Source organism: Nocardia sp. NPDC004722 (assembly GCF_053601505.1).
Genome location: NZ_JBSGBY010000114.1, coordinates 1 through 17,060 on the forward strand (window position 1 = coordinate 1; position 17,060 = coordinate 17,060).

The window sequence follows — 17,060 nt, forward strand, 5'->3', positions numbered from 1 at the left end:
GGTCCGACGGCGAGTCCGAGGCGGTGCGGTCGATCCGCTGCTGCGCGCGGGCGCTCGCGGCGCGGCTGGGCTGGACGGCCCGCCGCGAGCCCGGTGCGGCCGAGACCGCGCCCGTCACCGGCCGCCTGGCCAGTTGAGCACTGCCCGACCGCGTTCGCCTGGCCGGTCGAGTCGTGCCCGCCCGGCGGGTCGAGCCGATCAGACGTCGGGGTCCTTCGTTGTGACGCGGGCCGACCGGGTAGAAAAGGACATGGCGTCGTGGACGCGATCCGGGATGCCGCCGCCGAGGAGAATTCGAGCGGAAACACATCTGACGAACGGAGAGGCTGTTTCATGGCGACCTCGGAAGCGCGTGCCCAGATCGGCGTGACCGGCCTGGCGGTCATGGGTAGCAATATCGCCCGCAACTTCGCACGGCACGGGTACACCGTGGCCCTGCACAACCGCAGCATCGGCAAGACCGACGCGCTGCTCGAGGCGCACGGCGGCGACGGTGACTTCATCCGCACCGAGACCGTCGAGGAGTTCGTGGCCGCGCTGGAGAAGCCGCGCCGCGTACTGATCATGGTCAAGGCCGGCGACCCGACCGACGCCGTGATCGAGGAGCTGGCCGCGGCCATGGAGCCCGGCGACATCATCATCGACGGCGGCAACGCCCTCTACACCGACACCATCCGCCGCGAGGCCGCCATGGCCGCGCGCGGGCTGAACTTCGTGGGCGCGGGCATCTCCGGCGGCGAGGAGGGCGCGCTGAACGGGCCCGCCATCATGCCGGGCGGTCCGAAGGAGTCCTACGAGTCGCTGGGTCCCATGCTGGAATCCATTGCGGCGCAGGTCGACGGCACCCCCTGCTGCACCCACATCGGCCCGGACGGGTCCGGCCACTTCGTGAAGATGGTGCACAACGGCATCGAGTACGCCGACATGCAGCTGATCGGCGAGGCGTACAACCTGTTCCGTGACGCGCTGGGCTTCGACGCCAAGCAGATCGCGGACGTGTTCACCCAGTGGAACTCCGGTGAGCTGGAGTCCTACCTGGTCGAGATCACCGCTGAAGTCCTGAACCAGGTCGACGCCAAGACCGGCAAGCCGCTGGTCGACGTGATCGTGGACGCCGCCGAACAGAAGGGCACCGGCCGCTGGACCGTCAAGTCCGCGCTCGACCTGGGCATCCCCGTCACCGGTATCGCCGAGGCAGTCTTCGCCCGCGCGCTGTCGGGCTCGCGCACCCAGCGTGCCGCCGCCAAGGGCCTCGCCTCCGGCGTGCTCGGTGAGAAGCCCACGGACGTCGCGGAATTCACCGAGGCCATCCGCCAGGCGCTCTACGCCTCCAAGATCGTCGCCTACGCGCAGGGCTTCGACCAGATCGCCGCCGGTTCCGCCGAATACAACTGGGATCTGCACCCCGGCGACCTGGCCACCATCTGGCGCGGCGGCTGCATCATCCGGGCGCGGTTCCTCAACCGCATCAAGGAGGCGTACGAGGCCGATCCGACGCTGCCGTCGCTGATCCTCGCCCCGTACTTCCGCGAGGCCATCGAGACCGCCATCGACAGCTGGCGTCGCGTGGTCGTGGTCGCCACCCAGCTCGGCATCCCGGTCCCGGCGTTCGCGTCCTCGCTGTCGTACTACGACGGCCTGCGCGCCGAGCGTCTCCCGGCCGCCCTCACCCAGGGCCAGCGCGACTTCTTCGGCGCGCACACCTACGAGCGCATCGACGCCGAGGGCAAGTACCACACGTTGTGGAGCGGTGATCGAAGCGAAGTCCCCGCGTAATACGCGGTAGCGCAGACGGTTTCACGAAGGGGGCGGAGCGGGTGTGACACCCGCTCCGCCCCTTCGTGTTTCACCGATTCCGGACCCGGTCAGGATTTGATCGGGATATCCAGCAAGCCAGAGCCGTGCTCGGCGGACAGGGTGACGACGCCGCCGGGCGGGGTCTCGGGGACGGTGTAGAGGTTGTCACTCGTATCCATGACGACCACCAGCTGGTGGTCGACCGGCACCTCATAATCGGTGGCCTGCAACCGAACCTGCAGCGGCGTGGGCGCACTCGCGTTCTTCACCGTGGCCGCGGCGTGGGTGATGATCCGCAGGGTGTTGTTGAACGGATCGAGATCGAACAGATAGGTGATGAGCGTGGCCGTCGCCGCGGAGGAGGTGACGGTGACCTCCAACTGCGGTTGCCCGGCGATCCGCAAGGGTGCCTGGAGGGCCTCGGGGCTCACCCAGACCGCGGCCTTGGTGCGGTCGATGTCGGCGAACGACTGCCGGATGGGCATGAGCAGGCGTTCCTTGAAACCGTCGTTGACCAGTTCGGTGACCGCCTGCACCTGCGCCGCGCCGGTGCCGAAGCTCTGGGACTGAGCGGCGGGCTGATCCGTACTCAACGTGCCGTCGGCCGATCCGGTGGCGGGAGCGCCGAGGTAGTGGCGCTGCGGCGGTTCGGCCCACGACTCCAGGCTGTCGTAGGCCGTCATGGTGAAGCCGTGCATGGTCTCGGTGCGCACGGCGCCGTCGGAGTCGATGCCATTGTCGATGTCGCGCACGAAGCGGTCGAGCCACGCGTAGGCGGCCTCGCTGGTGCGGGTGTAGACGCCCAGCAGAATGCCCGGAATCTCCACCGCGCCATGGTCTCCGATCGCGAGGTCGAGCCGCTTCGGGCCCGGGTAGCGGTCGAAGTACTCCAGCAACTGGTTCTGCGGGAAGATCGTCTCGTGCCAGAAGCTGGTGAAAAACGTTGGCGCGGGCGGGCCTTGCAGGTGCTCGAGCTGATACGCGGGTGATCTCGGGCGGGCGTAATCGAGTACGCCCTCGATATTCGTGTCCTGCTTGAAATCGTCGATGATCTTCGTCAGTTCCGCGCTCGGCTTGTCGCTGATGGTGCCGAGGGCGTCGGCGGCCGCGAGATGCCTGGTGCCGTTGTCGTAGAGGGCCGCACCGAGATCCGCCCAGGTGCTCAGGGCGGCCACAGCCCGCACCCGGGGATCCCGCAGCGCGACCAGTTGGCTGATGCCGGACCCGTAGGAGATGCCCGCCATGCCGATGCGGTCGGCGTCGGCCTGGAGGTTCTCGTCGGCCAGCGCCCAGTCGATGACCTTGATGCCGTCCTCGACATCCTCGTGCCCGGCCACGGTCAGTTCGCCACCGGAACCCGGCAGCCCGCGTTCGGTGTAGGCGACGACCGCGTAGCGGCGCATCAGCAGGCGAATGATGGCGCCGCCGTACATCCGCCAGCCGATCTTGGCCAGGCCCGCGGGCAGCACGATGAGCGGATGCGGGCCGCCGAGGAGCGGCCTGGCGACGAAGGCGTCGAGTTCGACGCCGCCGTGGCCCGGGATCTTGACGACGCGCACGGCCGATTGGGCACGTACCGACGAGATATCGTCGGTGAGAGCGCTGGGTACTCCGGCGGCATTGCCGGTGAGCAGGTCGTTGACGACCGCGAGAACAGCGGTCTCTTGATCCGGGGTCAAGAGGCCCAATGGATTCGAGCGAGCTTGCGACATGTCCTATTCCCTTCAGCGTGTAAAGGGAATTCGCGAATTCACCAGGGGTGGAAGGCTATTGCCGATCCTGTGGCATCGGCAATCGTACATCTGTGACGATCCGGTTGTCTGCGGATTCGCATCAGGTGAATTCTGTTGTGCGACAGCTATTTTGACAAAACAACTCGTCGGTATTCGGCTATCTGAGGGCGCGGGTGTCGAGCCCGGGCGGGCGGCGCATTCGATTACCACGCCGAGGGGGGATCGGGAACTGGGAAAGTGCTGGGTATCGCCATACAGTCCGCCCAGAATCCCGCCGCGGGGCTCGTCGAACAAGGCTGGGCGGCAGTACTTTTCGGGGCGTCTTCGAAAGATTCACAATGAAAGGTCGGGAACAGAATGCTGGCTCTTGTCTTCGCCGCGGTCGGACTCATGACGGGTAGCGCGGCCGCTGCCGCCGCCGCGGGTATGGGTGGCGCGCTCGCCGGAAACATCTAGCCGAGCCGAGCCGAACCCCTCGACCAGGACCGGGTCGAGGGGTTCGTTCGCCGCCGCGTCACTGCTGCGGGTCGGCCGCCATCGCGTCGCGGACCGAAGTCTCCTGCTTGCCACGGAATTTCGGCTCCGGGTGGAAGAGCATCGAGTAGAGGGCCTTGGTGTCGGCCAGCTGATCGCGCAGCCAGATCTTGCGGTAGAGGCCATTGTGGAGCTGGGTGTCGTCGCCGACCGCCGTCGCGTCGATGCCCGCGGCGCGGCACATGGCCACCGTGCGCGGCAGGCTGAAATCCTGGGTGACGGCGATGGCGGAGGTGACGCCGAAGATGTCGTGGGCGCGCACACAGGACTCGTAGGTGGTGAATCCCGCGTAGTCGAGCGCGATCTTGGCGGCCGGGACGCCGTGCTCGATCAGGTAGGCGCGCATGGCCGTCGGCTCGTCGTAGTCGGGGCGGTCGTTGTCGCCGGTGAGCAACAGCGCCTTCACCTTGCCCGCCGCCAGCAGCCTTGCGCCCAGATCGAGGCGGGCGGCCAGGTAGGCCGAGGGCTTGCCGTCGGGATGCACCTCCGCGCCGAACACGATCGCCACATCGGCGGGCGGGACGGACTCGACGCCGTACTCGTACTGCCGGTTCGCGATCCGGATCCACAGGTCCGAGCCGACCAGCACCACCGCGACCAACGCCACCCCCGCCAGACCGAGTTTCACGACGCGGCGCAGCGGCAACCAGGCGGCGACCCGGGTCCAGGCGGCGTGGAGGATCGAGCGGTAGTGCATGTGCGCCAGTCTGCCCGAACCTGGCGGATTGTCCGAACCGGTTTTCGGCCCGGCTCAGACCGGGCGTACGCCGATCATGGGCAGGATGGTGCGGCGGGCGAACTCGCGGGCCGCGGTTTCGTCGCTCAGCGGGATCAGGCCGTCCGGGGTCAGCGCCAGGGACTGGCCCAGCCGCGCGAGGACCTCCGCGACCAGGTCGGCGTCGAAGGCGGGCACGTCGCCGACGACTTGCAGGGCGCGCAGCTTGTCGGCCAGGTAGGTGCGGCCCACCGCGAGCATCGGGCCGGCCTCGGTGGTCAGGCGCGGCAGCACGGTGTCGGGCTCGGTGCGCAGCAGTCGTTGCAGGAGTTTGTTGTTCGCCAGCTGGGTGATGAAGGCGACGAAGATCTCGACCAGCTGATCGTCGACCGGCATGCCGCTGCCGGTGGCCGCCCGCACCCGCTCGTCGATCCCGGCGATGAACAGCTGCGCCTCGCGCACGCCGACCGCGGCCACCAGATCGTTCTTGGAATCGAAGCGCCGGTAGAGCGTGGCCGGGCTGATGCCGGCGCGACGCGCTATCTCTCCCATGCTGGTTCGCTTGATCCCGAAGTCGAGGAAGGCCGAGAGCGCGCTCTCGAGCAGCTGTTCGCCCTCGGCCCGCGGCTTCTCCAGGATGCGTTGCAGGATGGTGGGCACGGACGGCATCGAGTCTCCAGTCGGTCGGTGGCGACGACCGCGACATTGCGGTGAATGGCCAAGGCGCGCAGGCCGAGCCAGCATTATTGCACCGATGGTGTGGAGTGCTTCGCGCCGCGTCCGATCATCGGACGTTCAAGGCTCATCGGACATTCAAGGCGGCCATTTCCCATTCGATCGCGTTCGCCGCGAAATCCCGGCCGTTGGAACGGAGTTCGTGAACCCGGCGCTGCAGCGCCTCGACGCCCCCCGGCTGCGCGGCGATATCGGCCACGCTGATCCGCTGTCGGTGCATACCGTCGTGCTCGTACGACACCGCTCAAACCTCCTGCTAGCCCCGAGCGCGCACCCGGCAACCGGTGGCTGGCCCGGGCCACCGGGAACGCTTCGCACGATGCTAGCAGTGGCCGTTATGGTCACTTGTTCAGTGTGGGGCTTCTCACACGCCCCCTTCAGTCACGCCTCTTGACCCTGCTGATGCTGCGACGACGCGTACAGGTACGCAGCGGCATTCAAGCGAATGTGATCACGCTCGGCCTCGCTCAACTCCCGCCGCACCTTGCCCGGCACACCCGCCACCAGCGACCCCGGCGGAATCTGCGCGCCCTCCGGAATCAGCGCATTCGCGGCGATCAACGACCCCGCCCCGATCACCGCCCCGTTCAGCACGGTCGCGCCCATCCCGATCAGCACATCGTTCTCGACGGTGCACCCGTGCAGAATCGCATTGTGCCCCACCGAAACCCCGGTCCCGACCGTGCACGGGAACCCCGGATCGGCATGCAGCACACACCCGTCCTGAATATTGCTCCGCTCCCCGACGGTGATCGAGTCCATATCCCCCCGCAAGACCGCCGAGTACCAAATACTCACCTCGCCAGCCAACGTCACCCGCCCGATCACCGTCGCATTAGGCGCGATCCAAGCACTCTCATCGACCTGCGGCGCATGCTCACCCAGCTTGATCCTCATGACCGGTGAACATACTTGGTCATTTCCGGCGGAAGAGGGCGCGGTGGGCGGCGGGGGTGGTGTCGAGGAGACGGTGGAAGTGATGGCGGAGGTTGAGGGCGGTGCCCAGGCCGGAATCAGCGGCGACGCGGTCCATGGTGTCGTCGGTGGATTCCAGGAGCAGGCGGGCGTGGTCGACTCGCTGTTGGAGCAGCCACTGCTGTGGGCTGGTGCCGGTGCGGTCGCGGAAGCGGCGGGTGAAGGTGCGGCGGGACATGAGAGCGGTGCGGGCCCAGGTGTCCAGGTCGACGGGGGAGCTCAGTTGCGTTCGCGCCCAGACCATCGCGTGCTCGATCGGATCCTGATCATCGGCCTCGGGCACGGCGACCGGGATGTATTGCGCCTGGGAACCGCTGCGATGCGGGGCCAGCACCAGGCGGCGGGCGAGCTCGGCGGCGGCCCGGCTGCCGTGGTCGGCGCGCACCAGATGCAGGCAGCAGTCGAGGGCGGCGGCGGTTCCGGCGGAGGTGATGATGTCGCCGTCATCCGACCACAGGGTGTCGGCCCGGACGCGGACCGCCGGGTAGGCGCGGGCGAGATCGGCGGCCGCCGACCAGTGCGTGGTGATCTCGCGGCCGTCGGCCAGCCCGCTCGCCGCCACCGCCCACGCACCCAGGCACAGGCCGACGATGCGCGCACCGCGCGCGTGGGCGCGATGCAGGGCGTCGCGAATCGGTTCGGGCAGTGGGCGATCGCGCTCCCAACTCGGGACGACGACGGTGTCGGCGGTCTCGGCCGCCTCCAGGCCATGGGGGACGACCACGTCGAAACCGGCCGGGGTGCAGAGGCTTCCGGGGTGCTCGGCGAAGACGATCACCCGATAGGGGCTGGTGTCCGGGCCGCCCGCGCCGATGTGACCGAACACCAGGGTCGGCACGGACAGATGGAAGGGACTGATGCCGTCGTAGGCCAGGACGGCCACCCGGTGCCGAGCTGCGGGGGTGGCGGACGTGGGTGACGGCGCGGCGAGCATGGCCCGATCTTATCGTTGTGCGGCCTTCAGGCCACTGTCGGCAGGGTCGCCGAATCACGAGACTTCATGGCATGACGAACACGATCGATGCCACGACCACTCTCGAACTGCTCCACATCGGCGGGCCCACCGTGCGATTCGCTTATGGGGACCTGATCTGGCTGACCGATCCCACCTTCGATGAGCCGGGGAACTATCCCGGGCCGGTGACGCTGTACAAGCTGACCGGGCCCGCGGTGCCGGTGGCCGAGGTCGGGGCGATCGATGTGGTGTTGCTGTCGCACGATCAGCACGCCGACAATCTCGATGCCGCCGGGCGGGCGTTGCTGCCCTCGGTCGCGCACGTGCTCTCGACACCCGATGCCGCCGGTCGGTTGAAAGGCGTTCGGGGGCTGGCCAACTGGGAGTCCGTGCGGATCGGCGCGGTGACCGTCACCGGTGTGCCTGCACTGCACGGGCCCGAGGGGTGCGAGCCGTTCACGGGCATCGTCACCGGGTTCGTGTTGCAGGCCGCTGGGTTGCCCACGGTCTATGTGTCCGGCGACAACGCCTCCGTCGACTACGTGCGGCAGATCGCGGATCGGATCGGTCGCATCGATATCGCCATCCTGAATGTCGGAGCGGCCAATACCGATCGGTTCGGCGACAGCGATCTCACCCTCAACGGTCGCACCGCGGTACACGCTTCCGAGGCGCTCGGCGACGCGGTGATCGTGCCAGTGCACGCCGAGGGCTGGGCGCACTTCTCCGAGCACCTGGACTATCTGACGCACCGCTTCTTTCTCGCGGGCCGCGACCACTTGCTGCGCATTCCCACTCCGGGCGAGGTGCTGGCGGTCGCCGTGGCGTCCTGAACCTCGCCAGGCGTGATTGCTCTGGGGTAGCGGGATTCGAAATCGGGTCGTGGCGGTCGTGGCGGTGCGAGCCGCCCGGGACGACGATGGCGGTATGAGAATCGGTGTGCCACGGGAGGTCAAGGAGCAGGAGTACCGCGTCGCGCTCACCCCGGCCGGTGCCGGGGAACTGGTGCGGCACGGGCACGAGGTGCTGATCGAGGTGGGGGCCGGAATCGGGTCCGGGTTCGCCGACGCCGACTATGTCGCCGCCGGAGCCAGGATCGCGGCCACGCCGGAACAGGTGTGGGGCGACGCCGAATTGGTGTTGAAGGTGAAAGAGCCCATCGCCGAGGAGTATTCGCGGATGCGCGAAGGGCTGGTCCTGTTCACCTTCCTGCACCTGGCGGCCTCGCGCGAATGCACGGACGCGATCCTGGGGTCCGGGATCACCGCCATCGCGTATGAGACCGTGCGGGCCGCCGACGGGTCGCTGCCGTTGCTGGCGCCCATGAGCGAGGTCGCGGGCAAGCTCGGCAGTCAGGTGGGCGCGTATCACCTGATGTCGCCGCAAGGTGGTGCCGGATTGTTGCTGGGCGGGGTGCCCGGGGTCCGGCCCGCCGATGTGACGGTGCTCGGCGGTGGGGTCGCGGGCAGCAACGCGGCGGCGGTGGCGGTCGGCATGGGGGCGCGAGTCACCGTGCTGGACACCAATATCGCGCGGCTGCGGCATCTCGACGAACGGTTCGGCGGACGGGTCACCACGCTGGGCTCCAATACCGCGGAGGTCGAGAAGGCGGTGCTGGCAGCGGATCTGGTGATCGGATCGGTGCTGGTGCCGGGCGCCCGCGCACCGAAGCTGGTGTCCGACGCGCTGGTCGCGCACATGCGGCCCGGCTCGGTGCTCGTCGACATCGCCATCGACCAGGGCGGGTGCTTCCAGGGGTCGCATCCCACCACGCACGCGAATCCGACCTTCCGGGTGGCGGATTCGCTGTTCTACTGCGTGGCCAATATGCCCGGCGCGGTGCCGCACACCTCCACCGTGGCGCTCACCAATGTCACGCTGCCGTACGCCCTCGCCATCGCGGACAAGGGGTGGGCGGGCGCGTGCGCGGCGGATCCGGGCCTGGCCCAAGGGCTCACGGCCGACGCGGGGCGGCTGTACTCGGCCGAGGTGGCGGCCGCGCACGGGCTGCGGCCGGTCACCCGCGTCGCCTCCTGACCGTTCGAATACGCGGGCCCGCGACCGAGAGCGGTTGCGGGCCCGCGTGTTCCGTTCTCAGTCCGGCTGCGTCTCGCCCAGCGACCAATCCGGGTCGGCGTCGTCCGGCAGGTGGATCTTGTCGGGATTGCGGACCACGTCGATCTTGGTGATGCGGCCGCCGTCGATGGTGAAGGAGAAGACGCCGGTGTTCTTGCCGTCGAACACCACCAGGCCCGGCCGACCGTTGACCAGCACCGAACGGCCCCAGCCGCCACCGACCTTCGCCGAGTACTCGAGGAAGCCGAGCAGGGATTGGCGACCATGGCCGGGTGCACCCAGCTCATGAGTTCGGCCGGGCTGAAGCCGGAGCTCAGGAACGCGTCCACGGTGCAGACGATGTTCCACAGCGCCACCCGGTCGATGGAGCTCGCCATATCGGCGGAGATGCCCCAGCGGGTCGGGTCCCAGCCGGTGGGGATCTGGCCGCCGACGGTGCGCGACAGCTTGGCCTTGCGCGGCACCCGAATCTCGGTGCCCGCCTTGCGGGTGACCTGCCAGTCGCCGGTGCCCTCGACCGGGGTGACGACCGTCTGCTCCGGGTTGGCGGCGAAGAAGGCGCGCGCCTCGGCCTCGCTGTTCACCACGAAGGTGAGGTCCTTGTCCAGGAACACCGAGGTCAAAAGCGGTGCGGCATTGTCGATCATGGCCCCGTCGTCGCCGTAGCGGCGCACGCCGCAACGCTCCACCACGGTGTCGTGGTAGCGGTCGGCGACCTCGGATTCGTCGACGTACTCACCGGATTCGGTGTCGTACCAGCCCGGCTTGGGGTCGTTCTCCCAGGTGACCAGGCCGGTGGTCCAGGCCAGCTCGAGCACGCCTGCGGCGGAGAGCTGATCGGAGACCTCGATCTCAAAGCGGGTGCGCGCCGAGCCGTAGGGGCCGAGCTCGCCCGCGCCGACGATGACGACCATGTCGTCGAGATCGGCGGTGACACTGCCCCATTCGGGGGTGGGCAGCTTCGAGGACAGGGTCGGCGGGGCGGGCAGCGCCGAAATGGTCACGCCCTCGACGCCTTCCGAGTCCGCCTCGGCCTCGGCCTGCTCGCGGGCCTGGCGAGCCAGTTCCGGCAGATCCAGCTTGGCTCCGGCGAGACCGCCGGTCAGGTCGATCTGCTGGGGTCCGGCCGCGGTCACGACGCGGGCCCGCGAGGTGCACCACTTGAGCAGTTCGTCGGCCATCTGCAGCGTCGACCAGGTGTGCACGCCCGCCTTCTCGACGGCCTCGACCAGCGGGTCGTTGCCGCCCATGAGGCCGGTGCCGCGCACCCAGCCGATCAGCGCGTGCACCAGGGTGACCCGCTCCGACCAGGACTTCTCGGCCCGCCACTTGGCGACGATGGCATCGAGGGCGGCCTTGGACTCGCCGTACGCGCCGTCACCGCCGAACATGCCGCGGTTGGGCGAACCCGGCAGCACCACATGCAGTTTCGCGTCCACGTCGTGGTCCGCGCCGATCTTGGACAGGCCGCCGATGAGGCGCTCCACCGACCACAGCAGGACGCGCATCTCCATTTCGGCGCGCGCGCCGGCATCGGACATGTCACCGGCCACGCGGGGCGCGGCGAAGGGCAGCAGCAGCGTCGGGGTCATCGCCTCCTTGACGAGAACCTTCGCGCCACCGGCATTGTCGACCTGCTCGGTGCCGACCCACTCGATGAGCGCGTCGATATCGGTGTAGGAGGCCATGTTCGCCGGGACCACCCACAGCGCGGCGCCGTGGCGGGCGTTGTCGCGGTAGAGCTGCTTGTAGAAGCCCAGGCGCTCGTCGTCCAGCTTGGAGGTGGTGACCACGACCGTGGCGCCGCCCGCGAGCAGTCGGCCGGTGGCCGCCGCCGCGATGGAACCCTTGCTCGCACCGGTGATCACGGCGATGTCGGAGGACCAGACGCCGACCTCTTCGGTCGAGCGCGCGGCCTCGGCGATCGCGCCGTAGACCCCGGCCAGCACCGAGCGGGCCTCCTTCATGGCCCGGTTGCGCCACCAGTCGGCCTGCGCCGCAACGGCTTCCCCGGCACCGTAGTAGCCGTCCACCTCGGGCTCGACCGGCAGCGAGCCGTCGTTGCCGAACCACAGGCGGGCGAGATCCTCACGGGCCGAAGCCCAGCGGTCGTCGATGAGCAGGGCCTTCTTCGAGTCGAAGGCGGGCGCGACGAGACGCGGCCAGTCCGAACCCAATTCGGCCGAGACCAGATCCACCAGGGTGTCGGTGGTGGTCTCCGGCGCGGACACCTGCTCCGCGTGGCCCAGGGATTCCAGGATCACCCGGGCGGCCTGCGCCAGCACACCGTCGCGGCCGGTGATCTGCTCGGTGAACTCGCCGAGGGCGGCCGCGTCGACGGTCGCGCCACCGGCGCCGCCGCCGGCGGACGGCATGGAGACCGCGACTCCGCGGCGGGCGGCTACCGACTGCACGGCGGCGTCGATGGCGGCGTCCACGGACGCGGCGTCCGAAAGTCCGCCGGAGACAAGGCCACCCAGATCGCCACCGCGGACGGAGGCGCCTTCACGGGTGCCGAGGGAGACCTCGGCGGTGACGTGGCTGGCCCAGCCGTCGCCCAGGCCCCAGACCTTCTTGACGCGCTCGCCGATGGCGGCCGGACGCTTGCCCGACGGGCCGAAGACCTTGCGCAGGTGGTCGCCGATGGAGTCCGACAGCACCGAGCCGAACGGCTTGTAGGTGCGGGCCAGACGCTCGACCGTGCCGGACAGCGCGCCCATGTCGGCGTCGGCGGCACCGTCGATGGCGCCGAGCGAGAGCTCCGCGCCGAGGTCCACGAGCAGCTGGTTGCGGCGCGAGGAGACGCCGTCGCACAGACCCTCGATGGTGTCGACCGGGCCGATCTGGTCCATCCGCAGCTTGGTCCACAGCGCGATGAGCACGCGGGTGGCGTCGGCGGCGGAGAACGCGATGTCGTCGGCGATCGGGCCGCCGGTCGGCACAGCCACGGGGGCCGGGGCGGCGGCAGCGGCGGGAGCCGGTGCGGCAGAGGCGGTCTCGGCCGGGGTCTCCTCCGGCTCTTCGACCGGAGCGGGATCGGTGTCGGTCGAGTAGACGACGGCCCGTTCACGCTCGATGTTGACGACCTCGACGACCGCACTGCCGAACTGCGGCAGCTTCAGCGTGTTGGAGGCCAGGTTGGCGACGGTCGGCGTTGCGGCCAAACCGATTTCGACGAACCGCTCGACACCCAGGCCACCGTGCTCGACATCGGTGAACAGCAGGTCCTGGGTCTCGATCCAGCGCACCGGGCTGGCGAACTGCCAGGCCAGCAGCTCGACGAGGACCACGCGGCACAGCTCGACCTGCTTGGCGGTCCACTCGTCCCAGTTGGCCAGCACCTCCGCGAGGGGCTCGGAGGGCACCAGATCCGCGATCTCCTGGATGTAGTCGCGCTCCAGGTTGAACAGGCGCGGCACCAGGTTCGGGATGTAGCGGCCGATGAGCAGGCTCGGGTCCAGGTCCTGCGGCAGCAGATCGAGCAGTTTGCCGCGGAATTCCGGCACACCGGCGCGCAGCACGGTGGAGTGGAACGGCACGTCGATGCCCGGGATGAGCACGTAGGCGCGCTTGCCGCCGGTCTCGGCGCGCAGGCGCTCGATCTCGGTTTCCAGTGCCTCGCAACCCTTCACGGTGCCCGCGATGGCGTACTGCGCGCCGCGCAGGTTCAGGTTGACGACCTCGAGGAACTCCCCGGCCGCCTCGCCGACGCCCTTGACCCAGTCGATGACCTGGTCGTCGGCGATGCCGATCTGCGAGGGGCGGATGGCGCACATGCGGTAGTCGCTGCGGCCCTGGGCATCCCGGGGCACCAGCTCGTGCATGGCCGAACCGCGCTGGAAGACGACCTCCAGCACCGCGTTCAGCGGCAGCACGCCCGCGGCGGCCGAGAGCGCGTTGTACTCACCGACCGAGTGGCCCGCGAGCATCGCGCCCTCGATGAAGGCGCCGGCCTCGCGCAGCTCCGCGACCTGGGCGACACCGAGGGTCGCCATGGCGACCTGGGTGAACTGGGTCAGGTGCAGCACGCCCTGCGGGTGGCGGTATTCGACGCCGCGCGCCTTGAGGTAGGTCGGGTTGTCGCGCACCACAGCGAGAATCGAGAAGCCGAGGGCCTCGCGGGTGTGCTTGTCGGCGCGGTCCCAGATGTCCTTGGCGGCCTTGGAACGGGTGCGTGCGTCCAGGCCCATCCCCTTGGCCTGAATGCCCTGACCCGGGAAGGCGTAGACCGTCTTCGGCGGCGCGATGCGGCCGGTGGCGGTCATCACCAGGTTGCCGTCGATGCGGCAGGAGACCTCGACGATCTCCGAACCGTGGTCCACCGCAACGCGTTCCACGCGCACGTCGACCGCGGAGCCGAGCCGGACCATGCCCAGGAAGCGGGTGGTCCAGGCGGTGATGGTGCGCGGCGGCACCTTGTCGTCGAGATCGATCGCCGAGACGGCGTGCTGGGCGGCGGCCGAGAGCCACATGCCGTGCACGATCGGGCTGCCCAGACCGGCCAGCTTGGCGGCGTTCTCGGAGGTGTGGATCGGGTTGAAGTCACCCGACACCTGGGCGAAGGCGCCCATGGCGCGCGGGGCGACCAGGGCCACGTCGCGGCGGCGGCGACGCGGGGTGTCGGTGGCCTCGTCGGAGAGCGATCCGGCGGCGCGCGGCGGGTCGACCAGCTCACCGGCACCGGTGCGGCCGCGAATGGCGAAGCGCTCGGTGAGGGTGGCGATGGTCGGCATGGACATGCCGGTCTCGGGCTTGTCGAGCATGCCCGCCACCCGGACGCGCACCTCGACCACGCGGCCCAGATCGGTGTCGAGGGTCTCGACGGACTCCGCACGGACCGCGAGCACGCTTGCGGCGGAAGGCAGTTCGCCGTTCAGCTCGATCTGGTGATCGAGGTGGACCAGGTCCAGCATGCCCTCGATGACGGACTGCCCGTCGGCGGTGCGGGTCGCGCCCAACACGGCGAACACGGCGGGCCAGCAGGCGCCGACCAGCACGTCGGGCACGGTGCGCCCGATGGTGGACAGGGTGTCGGGCAGGCCCGCGCCGGTGACGCCGGCGTGGTCGGCGACAAGATCCGGGCTCCAGGCCACATTGAAGTGCGCGACCTTCGCGCCGTCGATCTCCTTGACCTCGGGCAGCGACTGTCCGGCGGCGACGGCCAGCAGGGCGCTCATGGCGGCCTCGGCGTCGTCCTCGGTGATGACCGGCGCGCCACCGTTGTACACGGAGACCGGGACGGTCAGGCGGATGCGGACGGCATCCTTGCCCAGCAGCGGGACGGCCAATTCCACGTAGGCGGAGTCGGATTCGGGTCCCTCGGTGGCCGACAGGGTGGCGCCGGTGCGCGGGTGCTTGGCGCCCTTGCCGTTCATCTCCCACTCGTCCAGGTTGCCCAGGCGGTGGATCGGGTTGACGGTGGTGCGTCCGGCCCAGTTCACATCCGGTGCGGCGAGCACGATGTCGAGCAGGCCGCCCGCGACCTCGGTGCGGCGGCGGCCGTCCACGGCGGCCGGGACGATGCCCTCGCGCACCAGGGCGAAGGCGGTGTTCTGCTCGAAGCGATCGAGGAGTTCGCCGACCGGCTCGTCCACGCGGGTGATGCCCGCGACGGCGACCGTGCCCGGGATGATGCAGACCTGATCGGCGCTGTAGCGCGGATCGTGCGCCTGCCACAGGGAATCCGAGCGCCACCAGCGGCGCACGTCCTGGTCCACGACCGGCACGAAGTTGACCGGCTTGCCGGGGGTCTTGCACATGCTCACGAAGAACGGGACGTCGGCCGGGTGCAGCACTGTGTCGGCGGCGGCCGGGTACTGCTCCTTCAGCGTGCAGATGGCCTGCACGGGAGCCTCGAAGGCGGCGTCGTCGGCGAACAGCGTGGCGATCTCGCCGCGGTCGGCCGGGTTGAGGCGGGATTCGGTGCGGCGCAGCATCTCCGCGAACCGGTCACGCCAGGTGATATCCAGCCAGACCGAGCGGGTGGCGTCGGCGATGGCGTCGGAGAAGTCGGCGCCGCAGTCGAAGTCCTTGCGGCGGTCCAGGCCGACGGCCAGCTCGACGTAGCGCTCCAGCCACTCCAGGTAGGTCATGGTGGCGACATCGCCGAAGTACGGCTTGGCGGTGCCGTCGAGGGCCGCGATGATCTCGGCGCGGCGCTCGGCCACGGCGTCGGCGTCACCGGCGACCTCGTCGAGCAGGCGGCCGGTGCGGGAGGCGGCATTGTCGATCTCGTGGATGTCCGCGCCCAACTGGCTACGGCCGGAAGCCATTCCGCCGCTGGCGGTGCCCGCGCCGACCCAGTCGGGGGTGCCGGGGGTGTCGACGAGCAGCTGCTTAACCTCGGGGGCCGTGGTGGCCTCGAGGGTCGCCATGGCGGCGGTGCCGACCAGGACACCATCGAGGGGCATGGCCGGGTAGCCGTGCTGGGTGGACCATTCGCCAGTCAGGTATTCGGTGGCGCGCTCGGGGGTGCCGATGCCGCCACCGACGCAGACGATCACATTGTCGCGGCCGCGCAGCTCGGCGTAGGTCTCGAGCAGCAGGTCGTCGAGGTCTTCCCAGGAGTGGTGGCCGCCGGCCTTGCCGCCCTCGATGTGCATGATGACCGGGTAGCCGGGGACCGCGTCGGCGATGCGCAGCACGGAGCGGATCTGCGCGACGGTGCCGGGCTTGAACGCCACATGGGTGATGCCGACCTCGGAGAGCTCCTCGATAAGACCCACGGCCTCTTCGAGTTCCGGGATACCGGCGGTGACGATGACGCCGTCCAGTGGCGCACCGGCGCTACGGGCCTTCTGCACCAGGCGCTTGCCGCCCAGCTGCAGCTTCCACAGGTACGGGTCCAGGAACAGCGAGTTGAACTGCACCGCGCGACCGGGCTGCAGCAGGCTCTTCAGTTCCTCGACGCGGTCGGCGAAGATCTGCTCGGTGACCTGGCCGCCACCGGCCAGCTCGGCCCAGTGGCCCGCATTGGCCGCCGCGGCAACGATTTTCGCGTCGACCGTGGTGGGGGTCATGCCCGCCAGCAGGATCGGCGAGCGGCCGGTCAGCTTGGTGAAGGCGGTCTCGACCACGACGCGGCCGTTGGGCAGGCGAATCGGCTTGGGCGCGAACTCACTCCACGCCGGGGCGACCTCGGGAGCCGCGCCGGGGGTGAACAGGCTGCGCTGCCCCGGGCGGGTGGAGGCGGCGAGCACGCCGACGCCGGTGCCCTTGAGCGAGCCGGAGGTGAGGCGGGACAGCAGGTCGCCGGGACCGAGGTCCAGGATCCACTGCGCGCCTTCGGTGACCGTCTCGTCGACGATGGCGACCCAGTCGATCGGGTCGACCAGTACCTCCTGGGTGAGGGCGGCGGCCAGCTCGGCGTCCAGGCCGCACTGCTGCGCCCAGCCCTTGACCAGCTCGACGGTCTCGGCCAGCGCCGGGTGGTGGAAGGCCACCTCGACCGGGATGTCCTCGAAGACCGGAGCGAAGACCGAGCCGCCGCGCTTCTTGGCGTCGCGCTCCTTGGCCTGCTCGGCATTGATCTCGGCGGCAC

General features: G+C 69.6%; 9 protein-coding genes and 1 pseudogene. 3 read left to right on the top strand and 7 right to left on the bottom strand.

Going from position 1 to position 17,060, the window contains the following annotated elements:
• The first annotated feature begins 333 nt into the window (after positions 1 to 333).
• On the top strand, positions 334 to 1,776 hold the full coding sequence (gndA, locus tag ACWELQ_RS14115; RefSeq protein ID WP_452397447.1) for an NADP-dependent phosphogluconate dehydrogenase: 1,443 nt from the start codon (positions 334 to 336) through the stop codon (positions 1,774 to 1,776).
• Between the two features lie 89 nt (positions 1,777 to 1,865).
• On the opposite strand, the gene ACWELQ_RS14120 is transcribed toward gndA, so the two are convergent.
• From ACWELQ_RS14120 to ACWELQ_RS14145, 6 genes are all read right to left on the bottom strand, one after another.
• Positions 1,866 to 3,476: a CocE/NonD family hydrolase gene (locus ACWELQ_RS14120; RefSeq protein WP_452397448.1), complete on the bottom strand. Its 1,611-nt coding sequence runs from the start codon at positions 3,474 to 3,476 to the stop codon at positions 1,866 to 1,868.
• Between the two features lie 568 nt (positions 3,477 to 4,044).
• A complete protein-coding gene (locus ACWELQ_RS14125) occupies positions 4,045 to 4,761 on the bottom strand; it encodes a SanA/YdcF family protein (RefSeq protein WP_452397449.1) in 717 nt (238 codons plus the stop codon).
• A gap of 54 nt (positions 4,762 to 4,815) precedes the next feature.
• A complete protein-coding gene (locus tag ACWELQ_RS14130; RefSeq protein WP_452397450.1) occupies positions 4,816 to 5,448 on the bottom strand; it encodes a TetR/AcrR family transcriptional regulator in 633 nt (210 codons plus the stop codon).
• Between the two features lie 133 nt (positions 5,449 to 5,581).
• Complete coding sequence (locus ACWELQ_RS14135; RefSeq protein ID WP_452397451.1) at positions 5,582 to 5,755, bottom strand: hypothetical protein; 174 nt, start codon at positions 5,753 to 5,755, stop codon at positions 5,582 to 5,584.
• Between the two features lie 140 nt (positions 5,756 to 5,895).
• Complete coding sequence (locus tag ACWELQ_RS14140) at positions 5,896 to 6,411, bottom strand: gamma carbonic anhydrase family protein (RefSeq protein WP_452397452.1); 516 nt, start codon at positions 6,409 to 6,411, stop codon at positions 5,896 to 5,898.
• Between the two features lie 19 nt (positions 6,412 to 6,430).
• A complete protein-coding gene (locus ACWELQ_RS14145) occupies positions 6,431 to 7,423 on the bottom strand; it encodes a helix-turn-helix domain-containing protein (protein ID WP_452397453.1) in 993 nt (330 codons plus the stop codon).
• A gap of 71 nt (positions 7,424 to 7,494) precedes the next feature.
• On the opposite strand from ACWELQ_RS14145, the gene ACWELQ_RS14150 reads away from it, so the two are divergent.
• Together ACWELQ_RS14150 and ald are read left to right on the top strand one after the other, a co-directional pair.
• A complete protein-coding gene (locus ACWELQ_RS14150) occupies positions 7,495 to 8,277 on the top strand; it encodes an MBL fold metallo-hydrolase (protein WP_452397454.1) in 783 nt (260 codons plus the stop codon).
• A 94-nt stretch (positions 8,278 to 8,371) separates the two neighbouring features.
• Positions 8,372 to 9,481: an alanine dehydrogenase gene (gene ald, locus ACWELQ_RS14155; RefSeq protein ID WP_452397455.1), complete on the top strand. Its 1,110-nt coding sequence runs from the start codon at positions 8,372 to 8,374 to the stop codon at positions 9,479 to 9,481.
• Positions 9,482 to 9,774: 293 nt separating this feature from the next.
• Here the strand turns inward: ald and ACWELQ_RS14160 are convergent.
• Positions 9,775 to 17,060 (bottom strand): annotated as a pseudogene (locus tag ACWELQ_RS14160) (fatty acid synthase subunit beta domain-containing protein); the annotation flags it as partial.

What these genes read in the sequence shown, in the direction of transcription:
- gndA (WP_452397447.1), top strand. Translation starts at nt 334, where the DNA reads ATGGCGACCTCGGAAGCGCGTGCCCAGATCGGCGTGACCGGCCTGGCG.
- ACWELQ_RS14150 (WP_452397454.1), top strand. Translation starts at nt 7,495, where the DNA reads ATGACGAACACGATCGATGCCACGACCACTCTCGAACTGCTCCACATC.
- ACWELQ_RS14140 (WP_452397452.1), bottom strand. Translation starts at nt 6,411, where the DNA reads ATGAGGATCAAGCTGGGTGAGCATGCGCCGCAGGTCGATGAGAGTGCT.
- ACWELQ_RS14130 (WP_452397450.1), bottom strand. Translation starts at nt 5,448, where the DNA reads ATGCCGTCCGTGCCCACCATCCTGCAACGCATCCTGGAGAAGCCGCGG.
- ald (WP_452397455.1), top strand. Translation starts at nt 8,372, where the DNA reads ATGAGAATCGGTGTGCCACGGGAGGTCAAGGAGCAGGAGTACCGCGTC.
- ACWELQ_RS14125 (WP_452397449.1), bottom strand. Translation starts at nt 4,761, where the DNA reads ATGCACTACCGCTCGATCCTCCACGCCGCCTGGACCCGGGTCGCCGCC.
- ACWELQ_RS14145 (WP_452397453.1), bottom strand. Translation starts at nt 7,423, where the DNA reads ATGCTCGCCGCGCCGTCACCCACGTCCGCCACCCCCGCAGCTCGGCAC.